This is a genomic window from Polynucleobacter sp. AP-Kolm-20A-A1 (genome assembly GCF_018688315.1).
GTDB lineage: Bacteria > Pseudomonadota > Gammaproteobacteria > Burkholderiales > Burkholderiaceae > Polynucleobacter.
Genome location: NZ_CP061315.1, coordinates 332287 through 352694 on the forward strand (window position 1 = coordinate 332287; position 20408 = coordinate 352694).

Consider the following 20408-nt stretch of genomic DNA (forward strand, 5'->3'; position numbering starts at 1 on the left):
AGATTATTTCATTGCAAGCAAAAAACCATTTTTTATTCATTGATTTCTTAAAGGTCTTCGCAGCCCTTTTAATCATTCTTCATCATTTGTCGAGCTATGGCCAAATTGCTGAAGATGCTCGCTCTGTATTACCTGGTGTCATGACCTGGCTTTTTGAGTATGGCCGGTATGCGGTTCAGATCTTCTTGGTGATGGCGGGTTATTTAGCTGCACAATCCTTAAGTCGATATGCAGAGAATAAATTTAGTGCGCATCGTCTACTCAAAATCATCCTCAATCGTTATCTGCGACTATTTGCGCCTTATGCTGCGGCACTAGCCTTTACGATACTTTGTGCCTATATTGCACGCTTTTGGGTAAATGATGAATTCGTTGGCGAATCCGAAACACTATCCCAATTTTTAGCGCACCTCTTTTTTATCCAAGGCATCTTGGGTTTAGATTCAATTTCTGCCGGCGCTTGGTATATCGCAATTGATTGGCAGCTGTATTCAGTGCTCGCTATCTTGCTGATTACTTTCTCTTCCTATCAGGCAGTGATCTGGGTGATCAGTATTCTGGCGGTTGCTTCGCTATTAATCTTTAATCGCTCGGCTAGCTATGAAGCCTATTTCGTTTACTTTATCGGCTCTTATGGATTAGGCGTTCTAGCTTATTTAGCTAAAGAGTTTCAGAATCAAGGCGTCAATCGCTTGGCCAAAATTAGTCTTGTGCTAATTGGCATGGTGATTGTGATTTCTTCTTTTCAAGAAGTTTGGCTACGCAATTTCTTAGCCTGGTTTGTAGCCATTGTCTTGTTATTATGGGGTAGTACTTCCTATCCATCTCAATTGCGAGATAAAGCATTATTTCTCAAGGCAATCTCTTGGGGCAGCAAGCGCTCTTACTGCGCCTTCTTAATTCACTTTGCTTTTATCTTGCTTGCGAACACGGTGTATATCGCAAGCGACTTGCACCAACATGAAAGTGGTGCATTGGCTTTATTGATGATGCTGTCAGTGGTGGTATGCAGTACGATTGCTTCCAACTATCTGTACCGATGGATTGAGCTGCCATCGATGAAGCTTAAGGTATAGAAATTACTCTAGATCCTCTAGAGCCCCATATCCTTTAAGACGCGGAAGATTTCTCGATAAGCCTTAGGCGGCTTGTTTTGTTCTTTCTCTTTGCGTGCATTGCGAATGAGGGTGCGCATATTCTGAATATCCATATCCGGATATTGCTCAATCATCTTGGTAAAAGCTTCATCATTGGCAATGAGGCGATCACGATAGCTTTCTAGGAAATGCAATTTAGCTGTTTCAGCTTTGCTCACACCCTGAATAGCATCTAACCTTTTTTGAATGGCATCTAGCTCTTCTTCATCTAAAAAGCGCATAAGTTTGCCAAGGTATTGTTTATGGCGTCTGATGGCCTCAAAACTCTTAATCTTGTTAGTCTCTGCAATAGCCGTCTTAATGGCTTCATCCAAAGGTATGGATTTGAGGGCATCGCTACTCAGGGCTGCCAAGACTTCCGCCAATTTTTGGCGTTCGGTCATTTGGCGCTTTAGCTCTGATTTGCTAGGGCCTTCATCGGCTTCAACCAATTTTGGCGTGCGATTCTTCTCATTAATGTGCATTTGGCTATTTTAGACGGGTATTGGCCTTGCAACTATTCTTTACTAATTTTCTGCTTTAAGAGCTTTAGGTCTGCACTAGAGAATAACTGGCTTCTGCCGACAATTGATGTAGGTTTTAATCTGCCAGATTGAACGTGCCTTCGCAGGGTGGGAAGTGACACCTCTAAAAACTCCGCGGCTTCTTCTGCTGAAAAAGTCGCATTTCTTAGATGCCCAAATACTTCCTCATGGGTATAGTTCGTCTCCTGGAAAGCATTTATCGCAATTAGAGAGAAAAATTTGATGCGCTCTTTTGATGGCATTTTTTGTACGTGAACAAATAAATCCTCTGCGGTCATGTATTGAGTCATATTTAGACTTCACTTTCTGAATTGAAGTGGCTTAACTTTTTCATTTGAATCGAATAGATTTTTTCAATTGCGTATAAAAATTTTCATGTGACCCAATTTGGCAAAATTCAATCCAGGTTATTTCCGTTGCACCCGTAAAGCTGTCAAATTGATAGGCCATCAAATACTCCTGCGTATTAAAGCGAAATTTATAAACAAACATTCCTTGTAAATCACCTTGCTTTTGTTGGCCTATCCCAGGGTCATTGCATACCTCATCTACCCTGATTTCAATTGCCAATTGCAAGGGCTTAGAGGCCTTTTTTACAAACTGTGCAAAGGCTCGTTTATAGGTAACTTTCATGATCTTATATTAGATCAATAATGACTCTATATCAAATCAACAAAAATGACAAGAAATACCTGATTTTTTGTATTGGTAAATAATAGGATCAGACCAGATCCATCTAACGCCAAGACCATGACTCAAGCAAATACCTACGACTACATCATTATTGGGGCGGGCAGCGCCGGCTGTATGTTGGCCAAGCGCTTGACCGAGAACCCCGCCAAAAAGGTTTTGTTAATTGAAGCCGGCAAAAACGATAACTATATTTGGATTCATATTCCAGTTGGCTATCTGTACTGTATTGATAATCCTCGCGCAGATTGGCGTTTTAAGACAGTCGCTGAAAAAGGTCTTAACGGCCGCTCATTGTTATATCCCCGCGGTCGAGTGCTTGGCGGTTGTTCATCGATTAACGGCATGATCTACATGCGTGGTCAAGCTGGTGATTATGAATCTTGGGTGCAAGCTACAGGCGATGATTCTTGGTCATGGAAAAACGCTTTGCGTCGTTACAAATCTTTTGAGGATTACTACGGTGCCGCGAACGAGTGGCACGGCAAAGGTGGCGAGTGGACGGTATCAAAGCAACGTCTGCGTTGGCCCATCATGGATAAGTTCAAAGAGGCTGCAGTCCAGGCAGGCGTTCCTGCATCAGAAGACTTCAATCGTGGCGATAACTTTGGCGTAGGTTACTTTGACGTCAGCCAGCGCGCAGGATGGAGATTAAATACATCTAAGGCTTTCTTAAAAGATGCTGCCAAGCGCAGCAATCTCACGGTAATTACCGAAGCGGTAGTGAGCAAACTCAAAATTGATCCAACGACAAAAAATTGTTACGGCGTTGAGTACATTAAGGATGGTGCAAACCAGGAAGCTTTGTGCGCAATCGATCATGGCGGAGAAGTTTTGTTAAGTGCGGGCGCTATTGGAAGCGTACAAATTTTGGAGCGCTCTGGTGTTGGAGCTGCTGCACATTTAAATGCTTTGGGTATTCCGGTGCTTGCTGATTTACCGGGTGTCGGCGAGAACCTGCAAGACCACTTACAGCTGCGCATGGTCTATAAAGTAAATGGCATCAAGACTTTAAACACCAAAGCGAATTCTTGGTTTGGCAAGATGATGATTGGTTTGGAGTATGTATTGAAGCGCTCGGGTCCAATGTCAATGGCCCCTTCTCAGTTGGGCGCTTTTGCCTATAGCTCACCTGCGCAAAAGAGTGCCAACGTGGAGTATCACGTGCAACCTTTGTCGCTAGAAAAGTTTGGCGAAGATTTACATTCCTTTAATGCATTCACGGCAAGTGTTTGTAACTTGCGTCCAACTTCTCGTGGCAGCGTTCACATCACATCGACTGATCCAGAAGCTCCACCAGCTATTCGCCCAAATTATTTATCGACCGATGAGGATCGCAAAGTGGCAGCAGAGTCTTTGCGTCTCACTCGTAATATTGTTGAGCAATCTGCGCTCGCACCATATACACCAGAAGAATACAAACCCGGTGTGCAATATCAATCAGACGAAGAGTTGGTGAAAGCTGCAGGCGATATTGGTACAACTATCTTTCACCCAGTCGGCACTTGCAAGATGGGTCGTGCAGACGATCCAATGGCAGTTCTAGATTCTGAGTTGCGTGTGAGAGGTATTGGGCATTTGCGCGTAGTAGATGCATCCGCAATGCCAACGATTACTTCCGGTAACACTGCGGCGCCGACCATGATGATTGCGCAGCGCGTAGCGGAATTAATTGCGGGTGAATAAATCTTCTCGGCATCAGCAAATGCCGGCAAGCCATCTGTTATTGGCTCTGGCTATCGTAGCTGTGTGGGGCACCAACTTTGTAGTGATTAAGGTTTCGTTAGAAGCTTTCCCACCATTTTTATTTGCTGCCTTGCGTTATCTATTTGCTTTATTGCCGGTGGTGTTTTTCTTGCCGAAACCTAAAGTTTCATGGGGCAATCTCTGCGTCTATGGTTTGGCAACTGGAGTAGGGCAGTTCGGCATCATGTATTTCGCGATTGACGGTCGCATCTCTCCAGGCTTAGCTTCCTTAGTAATTCAGACTCAAGTTTTTTTCACAATTGGCTTTGCCATGTTTTTTGCCAGAGAGGGTTTGCGACTCTATCAAGCTGTTGCTGTGGGTGTGGCCATGATCGGTCTTTTAATTATTGCGCTGCACACCGATGCAAATACCACCTTCCTTGGTTTGGCCTTAGTTGTCTTTGCGGGATTTTCATGGGGTGTGGCCAATACAGTCAGTCGTCGGGCGGGTGCAATCAATATGCTGGCCTACGTTGTGTGGGCAAGTGCATTCTCAATTCCGCCACTTGTGCTCATGGCCCACCTCTTTGAGGGTGGATGGCAGCAGATGGGCTCCTCAATAGCCTCGGCTTCAGTGGGGGCATGGGCCGGAGTGCTTTGGCAATCCTGGGCCAACACCCTGTTTGGTTACGCTGCTTGGGGTTGGTTGCTCTCCAAGCATCCTGCCGCCGTGGTGGCGCCCGCACCGCTATTAGTCCCTATATTTGGCATGGGGGCATCTGCTTATTTTTTAAGCGAACCACTGCCCCTATGGAAGATCATGGCTGCGGGGTTAGTGATCGCTGGCTTGGTAGTGAATTTATTTTGGCCAAGCATTGAGCTCAAGCTCAAACAGCATTTTTCCTAAAGAATTTGCTCCCCTATGGGGTAATGTAAAACCCTAATAGATGGCCCTTTTTTTGCCCTTGCATTGACTGTAAGATAGCTATTCGTTATCTGTAGTACCTATAAAAAAGTATTTATTTAATTAGCATTTTTTTAGTCATGGAGACTTTATGAATATTCGTCGTCACATTTTTGCAGTAGCTGCTACTGCAATGCTTGCAACCGGTGCTTACGCTGCCGATATCAAACTTGGTGTTTCAGGACCTTTCACTGGCGGCTCTGCCTCAATGGGCGTAAGTATGCGTGATGGTGTGCGTCTTGCTACAAAAGAGATTAATGCTGCTGGTGGTATCAATGGCAACAAAATCGTTTTGGTTGAGCGCGACGATGAAGCAAAAAATGAGCGTGGTGTGCAAATCGCACAAGAGTTGATCAACAACGAAAAAGTAGTTGCAACTTTGGGCTTTATTAATACTGGTGTTTCATTGGCTGCGCAACGTTTCTATCAAGATGCGAAGATTCCAGTAATGAACAACGTGGCAACAGGCACAATTGTTACTAAGCAATTCCCTAACGCACCAGAAAACTATATTTTCCGTAACGCTGCAGCCGATAACATTCAAGCACCAATGATCGCTAAAGAGGCAGTTGAGAAGCGTGGCTTGAAGAAAGTGGCTATCTTGGCTGACTCTACAAACTACGGTCAGTTGGGTCGTGAAGACTTAGAAAAGGCTTTGAAGGGCTATGGCGTAACTCCAGTAGCTACTGAGAAGTTCAACATTGGTGACGTCGATATGACTTCACAATTGCTCAAAGCAAAAAATGCTGGTGCAGATGTGATTTTGACTTACGCAATTGGACCTGAGTTGGCACAAATTGCTAACGGTATGGCGAAGTTGGGTTGGAAGAAGCCAATGATTGGTTCATGGACATTGTCTATGGCTAGCTTCATTGATACAGCTGGTAAGAACGGTAACGGCGCAACAATGCCAGAGACTTTCATTCAGAACCCTGCAACTACACCAAAGCGTAAAGCTTTCGTAGATGCATACCTGAAGGATTTCAAGCCAAAGAACGGCATCATCGCTTCTCCAGTATCAGCAGCTCAAGGTTACGACTCTGTATACCTCTTGGCTGCCGCTATCAAGCAAGCTAACAGCACAGAAGGACCAAAGATTTTGGCTGCTTTGGAGAACTTGAATGCTCCAGTTGACGGCGTTGTGATAACTTACAACAAGCCATTTAGCAAAACTGACCATGAAGCAATCAAGACTAAAGACGTAGTAATGGGCGTTGTAGAAAACGGCCGTGTTGAGTTCTTGAATGCTGAAGACGCAACAGCTAAGAAGAAGTAATTAGTTCCAGGTCTGCAGGCAAGAGGACTACTTATCTTGCACTGCAACATTTGTTAGATCAAAGCGCCGCCCAAAAGGCGGCGTTTTGCTTACAATGTCGGATTCGTTAATAAAACAGTTTTAAGTATTTTCTTTTAGGCCAATAAAAATGGACATGCTTGCACAAATCCTCTCAAGCGGTATCGCTGTGGGGATGATCTATGCGGTGATCGCTTTCGGTTTCCAGCTCACTTTTGCCACATCAGGCACTTTGAACTTCGGTCAAGGTGAAGCGCTGATGTTAGGCGCTCTAGTAGGTTTAACCTGCGTTGACACTTTTGGCATGAACTATTGGGTGATGATTCCTGTAGTTTGCTTATTTGGAATGCTGCAAGGTGGCTTTGTTGAGCTTATCGGTGTACGTCCAGCCATCAAAATTAAATCTGAGTTTGGTTGGATTATGTCCACCATTGCACTCGGCATTATTTTCAAGAACGTAGCTGAAAATATCTGGGGCCGTGATGCATTGCCATTCCCGTCACCATTGCCAATGGAGCCAATGGAGTTCCTTGGTGCGAACATTTTGCCAATGGAGATCCTGGTGGTAGTAGGTGCTTTGGTCATGATGTTATTAGTAGAATTTTTCAACCGTAAAACAATTTATGGCAAAGCGGTTGTTGCTACTGCAAACGACCGTGATGCCGCTGGTTTGATGGGTATTAATACCAGTGTTGTGATTACCTTCTCTTATGCACTCTCTTCATTAACTGCGGCATTTGCTGGTGTATTGATTGCACCTCTGACATTGACTGGCGCAAGCATGGGCGGCGCCTTAGGTCTTAAGGCCTTCGCAGTAGCGATTATTGGTGGTCTCTCAAGCGGTATGGGAATTATTGTTGGTGGCTTGATCCTCGGAATTGTGGAGACAGCTACAGGCTTTTATATCTCTACTGGCTATAAAGATGTGCCAGGTTTGATCTTGCTCTTGCTAGTGCTGGCATACAAACCATCAGGCCTCTTTGGTAAATCTGCAATTAAGAAAGTTTAATGATGAAGAAGTCTCTAATCCCTCTATTAATTGCAATTGCGGGGCTCTTTGTATTGCCCCTCTTTATTCACAATCCTTATTACATTCACTTGGTTGAAACCATTCTGATCTACACCATTCTGTTATTTGGTTTGGACATCGTGGTGGGTTATGTAGGTCAGGTTTCTTTAGGGCACGCAGCCCTATTTGGAATTGGTTCGTACACCGCTGGCGTTTTGTACTTCCACTTTGGATTGCCAATTTGGGTCAATATTCCGGCAGCTATTATTGTTACGGCAATCTTTGGCGGTATCTTGGCTTTGCCTGCTTTGAAGGTAATCGGACCATACCTGGCGATGGTGACTTTGGCATTTGGCACGATCGCACAGATTCTCATTAATGAGATGACTTGGTTGACTGAAGGCCCATTGGGCATCAAGATTCCAAAGCCTGAGTTGATGGGTGTTCCGATGACCAAGGCGGAGTACTTCTGGCTGGTTTCCGTTATCTTGATTCTTTCCATGATCGTTGTAGACCGTTTTGTAAAGTCACAAATTGGTCGCGCCTTTGAAGCCTTGCGTGATAGCCCGATTGCCTGTGACTGTATGGGCGTTTCCGTATATCGCTTTAAGGTGATCGCATTTGTGATCAGCGCTGCTTTTGCAGGTTTGGCTGGTTGCTTGTACGCCTACTCAGAGCAATATATTTCACCAAATACTTACAACAACGAACTTGCTGTTTTGTTCTTGCTCGGCATCATCATGGGTGGACGTAAGTCTCGCCTTGGTGCAGTCATTGGCGCCGCCATCATCGTATTGTTACCTAAGCTCTTGGACGATATTTTCTTGTTCCGTATTGTTGCTTCGATCATTGCGCTCGTAGTAGTAGCAGGTGCTGCAATGGCCTTGTCTAAGAAGGTGACTACTCCACGTCGTGTAGCGGTACCTATCGCTGGTGTGGTTGGTTTAGCTGCGTTCTCATTCTGGCTCAACAGCATCTCTGACTGGCGCTTGAGTATTTTCGGCTTCATGATTTTGTTGGTGGTGTACTACTTGCAAAACGGTATCGTTGGTTTTGCGAAAAGCTTCTACCAGTCAATTGTTGGTAAAGCTAAAACTACCCGCGGTGGTGATGCTGAAGCGGTGGATGATTCCATTAGCTTTATTAGCGCCGTTTCAAATACCAATACTGGCGCTGAGCTCTTGAAAGTTGACTCTGTATTGATGCAGTTCGGTGGCTTGAAGGCATTGAACAATGTTGATCTCAGTATCAAGCGCGGCACTATTCATGGTCTGATCGGCCCTAACGGTTCCGGTAAGAGCACGATGATGAACGTGTTGACGGGTATTTATGTGCCTACGGCAGGTAACGTGCTGTACGCTGGCGAAAGCGTTGTTGGTAAGACGTCTTCAGACATCGCTTTATCTGGTATTGCACGTACCTTCCAAAACGTTCAGCTTTTCGGTGAAATGACTGCTATCCAAAATATTTTGGTTGGTTTGCATCACACCTTCAAGTCAAACATGGTGGAAATTGCCTTGAATCTGCCACGCTATAAGCGTGAAGAGGCTGAAGCTCATGCTCGCGCAATGGCGCTCCTCAAGTTCGTTGGTTTGGATGACTTGGCGAATGAAGAAGCGCGCAACTTGCCATATGGTAAGCAGCGTTTGCTCGAGATTGCCCGTGCCTTGGCATTGGATCCTGAGTTGCTCTTGTTGGATGAGCCAGCAGCAGGCTTGACAGCTCCCGACATTAAAGAACTCTTGCGCATTATTCGTAAGATCCGCGATAGCGGTATTACCTTTATCCTGATTGAGCATCACATGGATGTGGTGATGTCAGTTTGCGATACCGTTTCTGTATTGGACTTCGGTCAGAAGATTGCAGAAGGTAAACCAGCTGAAGTTCAGGCAGACGAGAAGGTGATTCATGCCTACTTGGGTACTTAATCACTAGAACATATTGAATCGGTAAATACCATGCTATCTATTAAGAATCTTGAAGCAGGCTACGGCAAAGTCAAAGTCCTCCACGGCATCAATATTGATGTTCCAAAAGGACAAGTCATTACTTTGATTGGCTCAAACGGCGCCGGCAAAACAACAACGATGCGTGCCATCACTGGCATGATCAAACCAACAGCTGGTGAGGTCACTCTAGGCGGCGAAAAAATTGATGGTTACGACTCTCATAAGATCGCTCGCTTAGGTTTGGCTCACAGCCCTGAAGGTCGCCGTGTATTTACGACGATGTCAGTTACCGACAACTTATTGTTGGGCGCATTTCCACGCTTTACAGGTAGTCGTCCAAAAGGCGACATCAAGAATGACTTGGAAAAGTCTCTTGAAATGTTCCCGCGTTTGAAAGAGCGTCGCAATCAATTGGCTGGAACGCTATCTGGTGGTGAGCAACAAATGTTGGCCATGGCTCGTGCTGTGATGCTCAATCCAGAGATTATTCTCTTAGATGAGCCATCAATGGGTCTGGCACCAATTTTGGTTGAGGAAGTATTTAAGATCATTTCTAACTTGAAGTCACAGGGTGTGACCATGTTGTTGGTTGAGCAGTTTGCTGCTGCAGCCTTGAATGTGGCTGACTACGGTTATGTGCTTGAGAACGGTAAGATCGCTACTCACGGACCTGCTGCTAAGCTCAAGGATGATCCTGCTGTGAAAGCGGCTTACTTGGGTGGTGCTGGTGGCCACTAAGTAGCTAGTTAAATACCCAACTACCTCTAATAGAAAAGCCCTTAGTAATAAGGGCTTTTTCTTTTTAGTCAGCTAAGAGCTTTACCGCTTCCCGTATCAGCAGGGCGCGATAGCCCATATATATAGCAACTACAGTAAATCCAAACAAAAAGAGCTTGGGTATCAATGCGCCTTCAGCCACCAATTCACTATTGAGTAAGCCAATCGCTACGGCAAAAAAGAAGAGTGCTCCTAGTCCGAGGATGATCCAATTCTCATTGCTGCTGACTTGTTTGGTTTGGTTGCTATAAGCAAGAACCTGAAGAGACTCACCTTTTTGGTATCCAGCTACTCTGATTTGATCGCCATCAGCAATCTGCATTGGTGCGGAAAATTTGGCTTCGATTGTCTTATCTCCCAAATTAAATTTAGAGATAAAAAAGCGCTTGTAATAAACCGAAGAATGGTCGTGGGTAGGCTTTTCATGGTTTACGTATTCGAGCAATTCATTATTGAGATTGCTCACTGTGCCAGAAATCGAGCTAATAGAGCTTGAAAGCAAAGAGCTTGGTTTACTTGTGGACATCAGCAGGACTCCCAAAAGGCTAAAGCTGAGTATAAAGAGAAGAGATAGTAACGGTCTTTTGAGGTGCACTGAATGATTATTACTGCGATTGCCCAATTAGGGAGTTCAAATATGATTAATCGCCTTGATCATTAGACTTACGGCAATAATTAAAGTAAAGATCGCAAATATTTGCTGAATTCTGGGGCCACTTATCTTTCTTTCTAACGTTTTCCCTAAAAGAAGTCCCAATAATGAACCGCAGGCAAATGGAATGGCAATAGCCATGTTTAGGGTTCCGGATGCAAGTGAAATGAAGGCGCCTCCAGCAGAAACAATTGCAAGCACACCAAGTGATGTAGCCACAATTGATTTCATTGGTAGATCTGTAAATTTATTTAGTGCAGGCACCAAAATAAATCCTCCCCCAACCCCCAATAGACCCGATAGAAAGCCTGCTGTAGCACCAGAAATCATGAGTGCGCGTGCACATGGAGCCGTCCAAATTAGCTTGCCAATCGAAGAGTCTAATTGGCACGGTGGAGTTTTGGCTTGTTGATCTGACTTGCCGGAAAGGTTTTTTGCTACTTGCAGAAGCATGCGAACCGCAACATACATCAACACCAAACTAAATAGTATTGATAATGGAGTGTTAGGCACTTTCTGGGCTAGCCATAATCCAAGAGGGGAAAGTATTAAACCAAAGATTGCCATTAACATGGCCGCTTTATACCGAAGTGCCTTGGCTTTTAAGCCTATTGCTGCTCCTACAGCAGCGGATATGGTGATGGCTGTTAAGGCAATTGGACCTGCTTCAGAAATAGGCAGGTGTAGCAAAAAAACCAATAGCGGTACTGATAAGATGCCGCCACCAGCACCGGTGAGACCCATTAGGACGCCAACAAAGACGCCTATCGCTAAGGTTAGGTAGGGCAAAAAATCCATAAATTAGTTTTCAAATGGGCGAGCTAGCCACTCTTTCCCTTTAAGCATTGCATTCCAGTAAAGCCAAGGGAGAACATCTTTCTTCAGAATCCAGGCGAGTCTGGTTGCTTTGAGTGGATTAATGAGCCATGGGAAGGTTGGCAGGAGTTTTCCGCCAAAGCCAAACTCAGCTAAAACAATTTTTCCATTTTCTACCGTCAATGGGCAAGATCCATAGCCATCATATTTGGTTGGCAGTGGCTTGTTATGTTTTGCTGCGAGTAAATTTTCGGCAACCACCACAATTTGTTTTCTGGCTGCTGCTGCAGTTTTAGAATTTGGCGATGAACAACAATCTCCTAGTCCAAATATATTGGGGTAGCGAGTATGTTGAAGCGTAAATTGGTCTACCTCGACAAAGCCATCCGCATTGGAAACGGGACTTCCTTTGAGGCAATCTTGAGGTCCTTGTGGAGGCACGACATGCAGAATGTCAAAGGATTTTTCAACCTGTGTGACATTGCCATCCGCATCTTTCACTGCAAAGATAGCCTTTTTAGCTGGGCCATCCACCGAAATAAGGTTTGTGTTGAAATTGAGTTTGGCATTGTATTTTTTGACGTACTCCATGAGGGGTGGAACAAAGTCCGCCACGCCAAATAGGGCGGCTCCCGCATTATTTAATTCAACCTCAATATTGTTTAATCGACCTTGTTTTTGCCACTCATAGCAAGATAGATACATTGCTTTTTGAGGTGCGCCTGGGCACTTTATCGGCATTGGTGGTTGCGTGAAAATGGCTTTGCCAGACTTCAAGTTGCGCACCAGCTCCCAGGTGTATGGTGAGTAATCATAGCTGTAGTTGGAGGTCACCCCATTTTTGCCAAGCGTTTCTTTCAGCCCAGGAATCGCATCCCAGTTGGATTTAATGCCAGTTGCAATTGCCAACTGTTTGTATTTAACGGGAGCGCCATTGTGAACAAGAACTTCATTGGCATCTGGATTGAAGCCTGCAACCTTTTCCTTAATCCAACGAACACCTGACGGAATGAGGTCTTTGGTATGGCGACGACTTTTTTTGATATTAAATGCACCACCTCCTACAAGTGTCCAAGAGGGTTGGTAAAAATGCTCTTCAGAGGGTTCAATGATTGCAATGCTTAATGAGTGATCTCTGGCTTTAAGGCTGGCAGCCAGACCTATTCCGGCGGCGCCACCACCTGCAATTACCACGTCAAACACATCAGATTTTGAGCTTGCTAGAGTCATACTCCTTTTACCCCCATATTTTTTAGATTTAGATCATTAAAATAGCTCGAATTGACTCAATTGGCTATCAGGGTTTGTGATTAGTCTACAATTTTATATATTATTTATTATAAAATAAGCTATTCACAGCAAACTGGAATAAATACATGAAACCGATCGTTAAGGGCTTTTTTGACCCAGATACCTGGACCGTAACCTATGTGGTTTATGAAAAGCCAGGCTCACCATGCGTCATCATTGATTCGGTGCTGAATTATGACCACAAGTCAGGCCGTACCAATACGAAATCCGCTGATGAGGTAATCGAGTTTGTTAAGGCTAATAACCTGACTACGGAATGGATCTTAGAAACCCATGCCCACGCAGATCATGTTTCAGCGGCACCATATTTAAAAGCAAAGTTAGGTGGCAAGATTGCCATTGGTGACCATATTTCAGTGGTGCAAGGTGTCTTTAAGAAGGTCTTCAATTTAGAAGAGGCATTTCAGGTGGATGGCTCTCAGTTTGATTATTTGCTTAAAGATGGGGAAGAAATCCAGTTTGGAAACCTGAGCCTGAAATCTCTCTTTGTTCCTGGACATACTCCGGCCTGTATGGCATATCAAGTAGGTGATGCCGTTTTTGTAGGCGATACGATGTTTATGCCTGATGTCGGGACTGCGCGATGCGACTTTCCGGGCGGAGATGCGCACACACTCTATAAGTCTATGCAAAAGATTTTGAGTCTTCCCGGTGAGACTAGATTATTTATGTGTCACGACTATCCTCCAAATGGTCGTGCAGTAAATTATGAAACAACTGTGGCAGACCAAAAAAAATCTAATATACATATGCATGATGGCATTTCTGAAGATGAGTTCGTGCAAATGCGAAGCAAGCGAGATGCTACTTTGCAAATGCCGGTACTCATTCTGCCATCCATTCAAATGAACATCCGGGCTGGTGAAATGCCTCCCAAGGAAAGTAATGGCATCGCTTATCTAAAAATTCCACTGAACGCACTGTAATTCTGATGTTGAACGAAAAGAAGCGGGTTGCTGAGTTTAAAAAGATGCAGTCCTCTGCCTCCAAGGCTTGCGAGTTCTTAAAGGTGCTCTCAAACCCGAGTCGACTCATGCTGTTATGTGAAATCGCCGTTGAGGAGCGCTGTGTTGGGGATCTGGAGGAATCAACAGGAATACATCAGCCAACCTTATCGCAACAACTTACAGTGCTGCGAACTAAAAAGTTGGTTAAGACACGGCGAGAGGGTAAGCAAATTTACTACTCTCTTTCCAGCGATATAGCGCTATCAGTAATGAATTTGCTTTATAGCCATTACTGCAAAAAATAAGACTCCCTTGCTGCTCTAGGAATTTAAAGAATAATTTATTTTGACTTCCTCGGCACAAGTAGATGCAGCAGAAAGATGCCAATAAACATCAAGCCGATGATCCAATGAGTGCTAATCACTCCTTCGCGAAATTCTTCTGGTCCGTAATAAAGTAATGCTCCAGTAATTAATAGTGAAAATAGAAAGCTCAGCTGACTAAAGCCACTTAGCCACTTTCTTTTTGATAGGAAACCCGCCTTGATATGAAATGGCAGCACCGAACCAAGGGCTAAGGTTGCCAGCATAGCAGCAACACCATGGGCAGCTAGGATGCTATGAGTTCCAAGAGTGGTTCGCTGTATCTGAAATTGATGGCCTAGTAGATACATGAGGCCCGTAATAGAGCAAGTCATCATGCCGATAATCACAAACTTTCTTTGCCAGTTCGGCATTTTCCCAAGGCGGCTCATGCGGCAATTCTCAGGGCTTGCGCTGAAAAGCGGGTGAAACAGGGATGGTGCTCATTATTGGATAAGGCTAAGACTTTCGTGAGGGCGTCTGCATAGACGCACTCTTTAGCTAGAACTGAGAATGAGCCCAAAACCTCAGCGTGCACTTCAGAAAGGTTCTGGGCCAGGGGATTGATAATGTGACTTATCTGTTGATCTCTTTTTGCAAAGTAAAGACTGCTTGTTGCAATGGCGCCATCTTTCAAGGAGCCAATCTCAATCAGTTTTTCAGGAAGCCCTGGATCTCGGATCTGAATTGGCAGCGCAGTTTTACCAAATACCCGTAGGTCACCACCAGCATTTACAGATCCCGATGTTATTCCCTCGGAGATTAAAACTCTTACTGCCATATCAACCGCAAATCCTTTAGCAATGCCACCAAGGTCCAAACACACTGGTCGATCTGATTTGATGAGATCAGGCGCCAAAAACTGAATATCCTCAATGCCGCCAAGCTCATGGTTTGTGAAGGTGATGTGTCGCGGCAATAGGCCTGCAGCAACGAGGCGATGGCCAATGCCGCAATTGAATAGACCATCTGAAGCCAAATAAACTTCTTTAGCAATCTTGATTACTTGGGCTGTCCACGGATGAATTTCAACAGCTTCTTTATGGGCAAGTTGATTGATGAGGCTGAGCTCACTCTCAGGATTATGAAACCCCATGAGGTCGTGTACTTTCTGAATTGCATTGAAGGCGTTTTCAATCGCCTCTAATCCATCTTCATTTTCCCGAATGGAGATTTCCACAAAAGTACCCAGTAGGGGTTTGCAACGAATCATTTTGCTTTGATAGTTTGGGTTTGGGCGCCTGGCGAAGAGGTGTTCTTCAGGGCTAACTCATATAAAACGGCAACTCGCTTCACGCCATCAGTGAGATGCTTGCAAGAGAGGGTGGCTCCCCCAATATTTTGAATATCCTGATTAAGCTTAATGGGATCGCTTGCGGTCTTGCCCACAAATTGCTTGCGCCATTGCGCTTCCGCCACTTCATAACCATAAGACTCAACGTATTCCAAAACTTCAATACCGGCGATGCTGCCATTTGGATTGATAGCAACAGCATAGGTAATCATTTCATGTTTGCCTACCACTTCATCGATCACTAGCCAGCTTCCATCAGCGGCCTTCCATATCCTATCGCCCTGAAAGGGGTGGCGAATGCTGGAGGCAGAGCGCATTTTGTCTTGCAGGTCATCGGTAATGATGATGGGATTTTTTGTTAGCGTCTTATTGGGAAAGAGTATTTTCTGAGCTTGCTCTACAGAAACATAAATTTTTGCATGGGCAATGATCGGTGCACTAATCATCGCAATGCCAATAAGAGCTAAAGGGTTAGGTTTCCAAATCATTATTTCAATTTAAGCAGTAAGTAGTTCATTTGCTTCGTTACAAAGCGTTTGGATATCGTTGTTAATGCCTTTGAGATTGGAGAGTGTTTCAAACATCATTAGCGCTCTCTCCTTAGCTATTTGGCATTGGGTCGCTTGAAACTTCAACAAGTGAGTCAGAGCCGCAACTAATAGATTCTGAGTTTCCATAAGTTCTTTCGTTTGGTTTTTAGTTAAGAGGGAAGCCAACTTTGACAATGAATTCATTTACTGAGTGGCTATCCCAAACGCGGGCGTTAGAGCATTCAGCAGTACCGTCACCCATGCAGGTGTTGCCTTTCAGCTGGTAGCGCCAGGCACCAGTAATCCACCAGTCTTTGGCTGCATAGTGCACATTAGGGCCAACAAAAGTGGCTTTCTGAACCTGGTTTTGTAAGTTGTAGCTTGAGTAGTCATTATGGAAGCGCGCTTCTACGCCGGCTGACCATTTGGGGGCAAAACGATAGCTTGCACCCACTAAAAAATCCAGCATCGATTCTGGTACGTTGCCATTGCCAACAAATTTCAATTGCTCGTTTGCAACGACCACGTTTCCAGCCAGTATTAGGCGATCATCAATAAAATTTGATTGCAATAACAGACGAGCTTCAATTTCATTTTTATTGCGACCGAGTGTTGGCTCTAAGTAAAGTCCTACTCCAACTGGAGAGGTCACTGGATTAGTAATTCGATATATGGCCTCTAGAGAGCCGCCCTCAATACCGCTTTTGCGATATGGTGTCGCTGGATTGTGACTTTCAGGAACGGGTTGACCACCAGTACAGGTAGCCGCCTCACCGCATGCCTCTGGGTTTGTGTAGTTTTGGTTGGCATTTACGTAATACGCATTTAAATAGCCTGCGATTTGTAAATCATTAGTAAGGCCGTACTCAAGCTCTGTGCGTGATAGCCAGTTGTTATAAGAACCGCTTGCTTGTTGTTTGTTGAGTTGCAGGCGCTGTTCAAACTCTAGACTTCCTTTGGGCTGTAGATCCAGGGTGTAGATCCACCCAAAAGCGCCTTCCCCAGCATGGGCGAGAGAGAAGTGGAGGGCGGCTGCAAGAAAACAGGTAAAGGCGAGTAGTTTTTTGAGGTTGAATTTCATCTTTTTAGTGGGCCGGTTGTTAATCTAAATGAGAATTGTTCTCACTATAACACTAAATGAGAATGATTCTCAAGTGACTTAATAGCCATCAACTTAACAATGGTGAAATAAATGGCCCCTTCCTTATTTGCTTGTAAGATTTCTCCAAATGAACGCAGAGTCCTTGGAAAAGCTGGTTTTAATGAAGATGCCCTTTGGTAAATATGTAGGGCGTGCTTTGGCTGATTTGCCGGGAAACTATTTGGCGTGGTTTGCCCGCGAAGGCTTTCCTAAGAGTGAGCTTGGTCAGCTGCTAGAGTTAATGCACACACTAGATCACAATGGCTTGCGTGGACTATTGGCGCCTATACAGCGCGCACATGGATTGCAGGCTAAATCTAAATTACTTTGAACGAACAATCAGGGTGACACGATTTCGTTCGTAAGTCACGGTTGCTGAGTCAGGTGGGCTGCTTTGCAGCAGGCTGACTTGTAGATTGGTTTGGGACGTAATCTGTTTGGCGATCTGTTTTGCTAAATTCTCATTGCGGTCATATTGAATCTGAATGTTCTCCACCTTGCCTGCTTTGATGTTCTCAATGACCCCATTGAGCTTACTGGATGAATATTCGTCAAAAAATATGGGATACCATCCACCAAGCAATGGCTTCTGAGCCTTTGTTTTTAAAGGTTCTGTCGTTGCAAGGGGTTGCTGATTTGTATTGTTATCAACCGTCAAATGAAAATCAATGCCCGTTTTTTGCACCAATTCTTGATAAGAGATTGGCGGACGCATATTTGCCCCATTGATGTTTTCAATCCAGTAGGCCCAGGCACTATTTTTGCTCGGGTCGTAGACTAGCTTATAGAGGTGACTGGGAATCGTCACGCGACTTCGACCAATGCTGCCGCTATTGCCAACCGAGCCAGTGAACACATAAACATCACCCTCAGCTCTTTTGACATAGGCTCGAGTTGGCTCCTCAACGTTTTTAGCCCAGATGCCCTGATTATTCTGTCTTGCCTGGGGCATCATATTTGCTAGCGAGAACGATTGAGCCATGGAGCGTTCATTGCTCATATCTCCAGCTGGAGCATTGTGCCCACGGTCATAACCGCTACCGCGGTAGTCCGCTAGGAGTGAGCGCTCTGCGAAGGGGAGCCTGGCTTCTTCGTAAAACTGGTTGCTTCTTCGTGGGTGCGGGCCAGACAGTTGCTCTTTATTCAGTTTCTCAACTGTGTAGATGGGCTTTTTATCTTGTGGGGAGTAATAGATTGCAAAGCTATCAAAGCAGAGGTCTCGTCCAGCCTGGGCGGTTGTGGGTATCTGTTGGCCTGGAAAATGGTCTTTGCAGTCCTCAAAGGCTGCAAGCACATTGAGCGAAGCACACAGCGTTACGAGGGCAAGTAGGTTGCGAAACAATTTCATGGGCACTAAGTGTATGAGCTCTACTTCCAGTCTTCACACTTTTTTATCTTTAGCTAGCTTAAGAGCTAATAAGAATCAGGGCCCCATCAATGTTTTTCTGAGTATAAAAATCTATTTTTTAGATCGGGCGCCTTGGTAAGTAGTGCTACGCAATAACTTTCGGCTTGCTACTACCCCTAGAAAATAAGGGATGCGAAAACACTAGATGTATGGTTTTCGGGACTGAATTTTTGGCCAAAATCACAAAAAAGTCCTAATTAAGTCATTTTTTTACAGAGTGAAATTAGCGCCCCCTAACTTTTATAAGTAATTGATTTTATTGATTTATATATGCTTTTTAGGGTAATTATCAGTAATTCCCCGTATTTCTAGATCAATAAGTTATTGATTTGTACTTCCTTATTCTTGACTTGATATAAGAAACTTCTTAGGATGACCCATGTTTTTAAGATATTGCAATGCAGCATAAAACAGCAGTACAGTTTTTTGAGGTCTTGCAAACAATGAATGAGTAAATGTTTATCTAACAATTTGAGCGACATGCAGACTGTGCAGCCAACTATGTTGACTGCTAAAGAGCTGCTAGCGCACGCCATGGCTCCAGTCTATCGAGTCATTAATGGCTTACTCGTTGTTACTGTATTTATGGTGGTTGGTCTCTGGCTCTCAGGCAACGGTACAAACGCCGGTGCTTTTGACTTAGCTCGTATTCTGGTTCCAGACGAAGCGCGCCATATGGTTTGGAGCAATGGATTTGGCATGCTCAACCAATACAAAGAATCTAATGAAGTAGCTTCTGCTTCAGCTGCCGATACTGAAATCGCAGCAGTGATCTATAACAAGTCTAAGTTGCCAGCGACGACAGGCTTGGCTAGCGCTAAGCAGCAGACCGTTGCCTTGCTCATGCCTTCCGTAGCGCAAATGCAGGTGAAATCGATTTCTCATTTGTCAGATCGTATTCCGACATCGAGGATTGATCCCCAGGCTTTGGATAGCAACTTGATGGGCTCTATTCAGAATCAACGTGCTGTAGCAGACTTCTTTGAAAAGAAGTACAGCCTCGATCGTGCCAAGATTGAAGAGTATGTTTCTAATACCATCTTGATTGCTAAAGAAGTCAATATTGATCCAGTGCTTTTGTTGGCGGTGATTTCAGTCGAGTCCAACTTCAATCCAAACACGAAGAGTCATGCTGGCGCCGAAGGTTTGATGCAAGTAATGACTTCAGTGCATAAAGATAAGTACGCAATCTTTGGCGGAACTTCTGAGGCTGCTAAGCCGGAAGTGAATATCCGTGTTGGCGCTTACATCCTGAAGTACCTCATTGCTACAGCAGGCTCATTGCGCAATGGCTTGAAGTATTACGTTGGTGCTGCAAATGCTGAAGATGATGGCGGCTATGCCGACAAGGTAATGGCTGAAAGAAATCGCTTGATTGGTTTATGTCAGAACCGTTCATCTAATCGCTTGACACTAAACGGCAAGGATTTGCGCTCTTAAGCTATTGATCATTGCTTGATCGAAGAATATAAAAAAGCCACCCTAGGGTGGCTTTTGCTTTACTGCCTATCTAGCGCTATTAGTTAACGCCGTGCAATTCCACATCAAACACGAGAGTCGCATTCGGAGGAATCACACCGCCTGCACCGCGTGGTCCATAACCCATTTCAGAAGGGATGATGAGAGTGCGCTTGCCACCAATTTTCATACCAGCAACACCTTCGTCCCAGCCCTTAATTACATGGCCAGCACCTAATGGGAAGCTAAAGAGTTGTCCGCGATCTAAGGAGCTATCAAACTTCTGACCTTTGTGGTCAGCAGCTTTCTCGTCATACAGCCAGCCGGTGTAATGTACGTCCACATGATTGCCTTTTGTAGCTTCTTTGCCTTCGCCAACAACGGTATCGATTTTTTTGAGTTCACTCATGATGTTTTCCTATTTCACGCAAATTGATGG

Annotated in this window: 23 protein-coding genes; 11 read left to right on the forward strand and 12 right to left on the reverse strand. The window is 44.7% G+C overall.

Going from position 1 to position 20408, the window contains the following annotated elements; genetic code table 11:
• The first annotated feature begins 11 nt into the window (after positions 1-11).
• On the forward strand, positions 12-1076 hold the full coding sequence (locus tag C2745_RS01810; RefSeq protein ID WP_215384645.1) for an acyltransferase: 1065 nt from the start codon (positions 12-14) through the stop codon (positions 1074-1076).
• Positions 1077-1093: 17 nt separating this feature from the next.
• On the opposite strand, the gene yjgA is transcribed toward C2745_RS01810, so the two are convergent.
• From yjgA to C2745_RS01825, 3 genes are read right to left on the reverse strand one after another with little or no spacing between them, the layout of a single operon-like run.
• Positions 1094-1621, reverse strand: coding sequence for a ribosome biogenesis factor YjgA (gene yjgA / locus C2745_RS01815; RefSeq protein ID WP_215384646.1), 528 nt, complete (start codon positions 1619-1621; stop codon positions 1094-1096).
• Positions 1622-1653: 32 nt separating this feature from the next.
• Complete coding sequence (locus C2745_RS01820) at positions 1654-1971, reverse strand: helix-turn-helix domain-containing protein (RefSeq protein ID WP_215384647.1); 318 nt, start codon at positions 1969-1971, stop codon at positions 1654-1656.
• 40 nt (positions 1972-2011) lie between these two features.
• Entirely contained in the window at positions 2012-2314 is a 303-nt protein-coding gene (locus tag C2745_RS01825; protein WP_215384648.1) for a type II toxin-antitoxin system RelE/ParE family toxin, read from the reverse strand.
• 117 nt (positions 2315-2431) lie between these two features.
• Here C2745_RS01825 and C2745_RS01830 point away from each other — a divergent pair, with 117 nt between their 5' ends.
• The 6 genes from C2745_RS01830 (at position 2432) to C2745_RS01855 (ending at position 10011) form a co-directional block, all read left to right on the forward strand.
• Positions 2432-4057, forward strand: a complete 1626-nt coding sequence (locus tag C2745_RS01830) for a GMC family oxidoreductase (RefSeq protein ID WP_215384649.1) — start codon at positions 2432-2434, stop codon at positions 4055-4057.
• 19 nt (positions 4058-4076) lie between these two features.
• Positions 4077-4964 (forward strand): EamA family transporter, encoded by an 888-nt coding sequence (locus C2745_RS01835; protein ID WP_215385564.1) that lies wholly within the window; start codon positions 4077-4079, stop codon positions 4962-4964.
• 148 nt (positions 4965-5112) lie between these two features.
• Positions 5113-6297: an ABC transporter substrate-binding protein gene (locus tag C2745_RS01840; RefSeq protein ID WP_215384650.1), complete on the forward strand. Its 1185-nt coding sequence runs from the start codon at positions 5113-5115 to the stop codon at positions 6295-6297.
• Between the two features lie 148 nt (positions 6298-6445).
• A complete protein-coding gene (locus tag C2745_RS01845; protein WP_215384651.1) occupies positions 6446-7324 on the forward strand; it encodes a branched-chain amino acid ABC transporter permease in 879 nt (292 codons plus the stop codon).
• Positions 7324-9252, forward strand: a complete 1929-nt coding sequence (locus C2745_RS01850) for an ATP-binding cassette domain-containing protein (protein WP_215384652.1) — start codon at positions 7324-7326, stop codon at positions 9250-9252. Before C2745_RS01845 ends, C2745_RS01850 begins: the two co-directional genes overlap by 1 nt.
• A gap of 30 nt (positions 9253-9282) precedes the next feature.
• Positions 9283-10011 (forward strand): ABC transporter ATP-binding protein, encoded by a 729-nt coding sequence (locus C2745_RS01855; RefSeq protein WP_215348454.1) that lies wholly within the window; start codon positions 9283-9285, stop codon positions 10009-10011.
• A gap of 64 nt (positions 10012-10075) precedes the next feature.
• On the opposite strand, the gene C2745_RS01860 is transcribed toward C2745_RS01855, so the two are convergent.
• From C2745_RS01860 to C2745_RS01870, 3 genes are all read right to left on the reverse strand, one after another.
• Positions 10076-10576: a hypothetical protein gene (locus C2745_RS01860; protein WP_215384653.1), complete on the reverse strand. Its 501-nt coding sequence runs from the start codon at positions 10574-10576 to the stop codon at positions 10076-10078.
• A gap of 105 nt (positions 10577-10681) precedes the next feature.
• Positions 10682-11500 (reverse strand): sulfite exporter TauE/SafE family protein, encoded by an 819-nt coding sequence (locus C2745_RS01865; protein WP_215384654.1) that lies wholly within the window; start codon positions 11498-11500, stop codon positions 10682-10684.
• Positions 11501-11503: 3 nt separating this feature from the next.
• A complete protein-coding gene (locus C2745_RS01870) occupies positions 11504-12748 on the reverse strand; it encodes an FAD/NAD(P)-binding oxidoreductase (RefSeq protein WP_215384655.1) in 1245 nt (414 codons plus the stop codon).
• A 146-nt stretch (positions 12749-12894) separates the two neighbouring features.
• Here C2745_RS01870 and C2745_RS01875 point away from each other — a divergent pair, with 146 nt between their 5' ends.
• Complete coding sequence (locus tag C2745_RS01875; protein ID WP_215384656.1) at positions 12895-13755, forward strand: MBL fold metallo-hydrolase; 861 nt, start codon at positions 12895-12897, stop codon at positions 13753-13755.
• 5 nt (positions 13756-13760) lie between these two features.
• Positions 13761-14081 (forward strand): metalloregulator ArsR/SmtB family transcription factor, encoded by a 321-nt coding sequence (locus tag C2745_RS01880; protein WP_251368350.1) that lies wholly within the window; start codon positions 13761-13763, stop codon positions 14079-14081.
• A gap of 35 nt (positions 14082-14116) precedes the next feature.
• Here C2745_RS01880 and C2745_RS01885 read toward each other — a convergent pair whose 3' ends face one another.
• The 4 genes from C2745_RS01885 to C2745_RS01900 form a co-directional block, all read right to left on the reverse strand.
• Positions 14117-14530, reverse strand: a complete 414-nt coding sequence (locus tag C2745_RS01885; protein WP_215384657.1) for a hypothetical protein — start codon at positions 14528-14530, stop codon at positions 14117-14119.
• Positions 14527-15351 (reverse strand): FAD:protein FMN transferase, encoded by an 825-nt coding sequence (locus tag C2745_RS01890; RefSeq protein ID WP_215384658.1) that lies wholly within the window; start codon positions 15349-15351, stop codon positions 14527-14529. Before C2745_RS01890 ends, C2745_RS01885 begins: the two co-directional genes overlap by 4 nt.
• Positions 15348-15920, reverse strand: coding sequence for an FMN-binding protein (locus C2745_RS01895; RefSeq protein WP_215384659.1), 573 nt, complete (start codon positions 15918-15920; stop codon positions 15348-15350). The genes C2745_RS01890 and C2745_RS01895 overlap by 4 nt, the downstream gene beginning before the upstream one ends.
• 208 nt (positions 15921-16128) lie before the next feature.
• A complete protein-coding gene (locus C2745_RS01900; RefSeq protein WP_215384660.1) occupies positions 16129-17043 on the reverse strand; it encodes a DUF6662 family protein in 915 nt (304 codons plus the stop codon).
• 148 nt (positions 17044-17191) lie between these two features.
• On the opposite strand from C2745_RS01900, the gene C2745_RS01905 reads away from it, so the two are divergent.
• The gene (locus C2745_RS01905; protein ID WP_215384661.1) at positions 17192-17434 is read left to right on the forward strand and encodes a DUF3820 family protein; all 243 of its coding nucleotides are present in this window, start codon (positions 17192-17194) and stop codon (positions 17432-17434) included.
• On the opposite strand, the gene C2745_RS01910 is transcribed toward C2745_RS01905, so the two are convergent.
• Complete coding sequence (locus tag C2745_RS01910; RefSeq protein ID WP_215384662.1) at positions 17426-18451, reverse strand: DNA/RNA non-specific endonuclease; 1026 nt, start codon at positions 18449-18451, stop codon at positions 17426-17428. The genes C2745_RS01905 and C2745_RS01910 overlap by 9 nt on opposite strands.
• Positions 18452-18991: 540 nt before the next feature.
• On the opposite strand from C2745_RS01910, the gene C2745_RS01915 reads away from it, so the two are divergent.
• Positions 18992-19951, forward strand: coding sequence for a transglycosylase SLT domain-containing protein (locus tag C2745_RS01915; RefSeq protein WP_251368417.1), 960 nt, complete (start codon positions 18992-18994; stop codon positions 19949-19951).
• Between the two features lie 79 nt (positions 19952-20030).
• Here C2745_RS01915 and C2745_RS01920 read toward each other — a convergent pair whose 3' ends face one another.
• Complete coding sequence (locus C2745_RS01920; RefSeq protein WP_215384664.1) at positions 20031-20378, reverse strand: FKBP-type peptidyl-prolyl cis-trans isomerase; 348 nt, start codon at positions 20376-20378, stop codon at positions 20031-20033.
• Positions 20379-20408 lie beyond the last annotated feature (30 nt).

What these genes read in the sequence shown, in the direction of transcription:
- C2745_RS01920 (WP_215384664.1), bottom strand. Translation starts at nt 20,378, where the DNA reads ATGAGTGAACTCAAAAAAATCGATACCGTTGTTGGCGAAGGCAAAGAA.
- C2745_RS01875 (WP_215384656.1), top strand. Translation starts at nt 12,895, where the DNA reads ATGAAACCGATCGTTAAGGGCTTTTTTGACCCAGATACCTGGACCGTA.
- C2745_RS01865 (WP_215384654.1), bottom strand. Translation starts at nt 11,500, where the DNA reads ATGGATTTTTTGCCCTACCTAACCTTAGCGATAGGCGTCTTTGTTGGC.
- C2745_RS01900 (WP_215384660.1), bottom strand. Translation starts at nt 17,043, where the DNA reads ATGAAATTCAACCTCAAAAAACTACTCGCCTTTACCTGTTTTCTTGCA.
- C2745_RS01830 (WP_215384649.1), top strand. Translation starts at nt 2,432, where the DNA reads ATGACTCAAGCAAATACCTACGACTACATCATTATTGGGGCGGGCAGC.
- C2745_RS01890 (WP_215384658.1), bottom strand. Translation starts at nt 15,351, where the DNA reads ATGATTCGTTGCAAACCCCTACTGGGTACTTTTGTGGAAATCTCCATT.
- C2745_RS01905 (WP_215384661.1), top strand. Translation starts at nt 17,192, where the DNA reads ATGAACGCAGAGTCCTTGGAAAAGCTGGTTTTAATGAAGATGCCCTTT.
- C2745_RS01835 (WP_215385564.1), top strand. Translation starts at nt 4,077, where the DNA reads ATGCCGGCAAGCCATCTGTTATTGGCTCTGGCTATCGTAGCTGTGTGG.
- C2745_RS01860 (WP_215384653.1), bottom strand. Translation starts at nt 10,576, where the DNA reads ATGTCCACAAGTAAACCAAGCTCTTTGCTTTCAAGCTCTATTAGCTCG.
- C2745_RS01885 (WP_215384657.1), bottom strand. Translation starts at nt 14,530, where the DNA reads ATGAGCCGCCTTGGGAAAATGCCGAACTGGCAAAGAAAGTTTGTGATT.
- C2745_RS01850 (WP_215384652.1), top strand. Translation starts at nt 7,324, where the DNA reads ATGATGAAGAAGTCTCTAATCCCTCTATTAATTGCAATTGCGGGGCTC.
- C2745_RS01845 (WP_215384651.1), top strand. Translation starts at nt 6,446, where the DNA reads ATGGACATGCTTGCACAAATCCTCTCAAGCGGTATCGCTGTGGGGATG.
- C2745_RS01870 (WP_215384655.1), bottom strand. Translation starts at nt 12,748, where the DNA reads ATGACTCTAGCAAGCTCAAAATCTGATGTGTTTGACGTGGTAATTGCA.
- C2745_RS01880 (WP_251368350.1), top strand. Translation starts at nt 13,761, where the DNA reads ATGTTGAACGAAAAGAAGCGGGTTGCTGAGTTTAAAAAGATGCAGTCC.
- C2745_RS01915 (WP_251368417.1), top strand. Translation starts at nt 18,992, where the DNA reads ATGCAGACTGTGCAGCCAACTATGTTGACTGCTAAAGAGCTGCTAGCG.
- C2745_RS01825 (WP_215384648.1), bottom strand. Translation starts at nt 2,314, where the DNA reads ATGAAAGTTACCTATAAACGAGCCTTTGCACAGTTTGTAAAAAAGGCC.
- C2745_RS01820 (WP_215384647.1), bottom strand. Translation starts at nt 1,971, where the DNA reads ATGACTCAATACATGACCGCAGAGGATTTATTTGTTCACGTACAAAAA.
- C2745_RS01910 (WP_215384662.1), bottom strand. Translation starts at nt 18,451, where the DNA reads ATGAAATTGTTTCGCAACCTACTTGCCCTCGTAACGCTGTGTGCTTCG.
- C2745_RS01895 (WP_215384659.1), bottom strand. Translation starts at nt 15,920, where the DNA reads ATGATTTGGAAACCTAACCCTTTAGCTCTTATTGGCATTGCGATGATT.
- C2745_RS01855 (WP_215348454.1), top strand. Translation starts at nt 9,283, where the DNA reads ATGCTATCTATTAAGAATCTTGAAGCAGGCTACGGCAAAGTCAAAGTC.
- yjgA (WP_215384646.1), bottom strand. Translation starts at nt 1,621, where the DNA reads ATGCACATTAATGAGAAGAATCGCACGCCAAAATTGGTTGAAGCCGAT.
- C2745_RS01840 (WP_215384650.1), top strand. Translation starts at nt 5,113, where the DNA reads ATGAATATTCGTCGTCACATTTTTGCAGTAGCTGCTACTGCAATGCTT.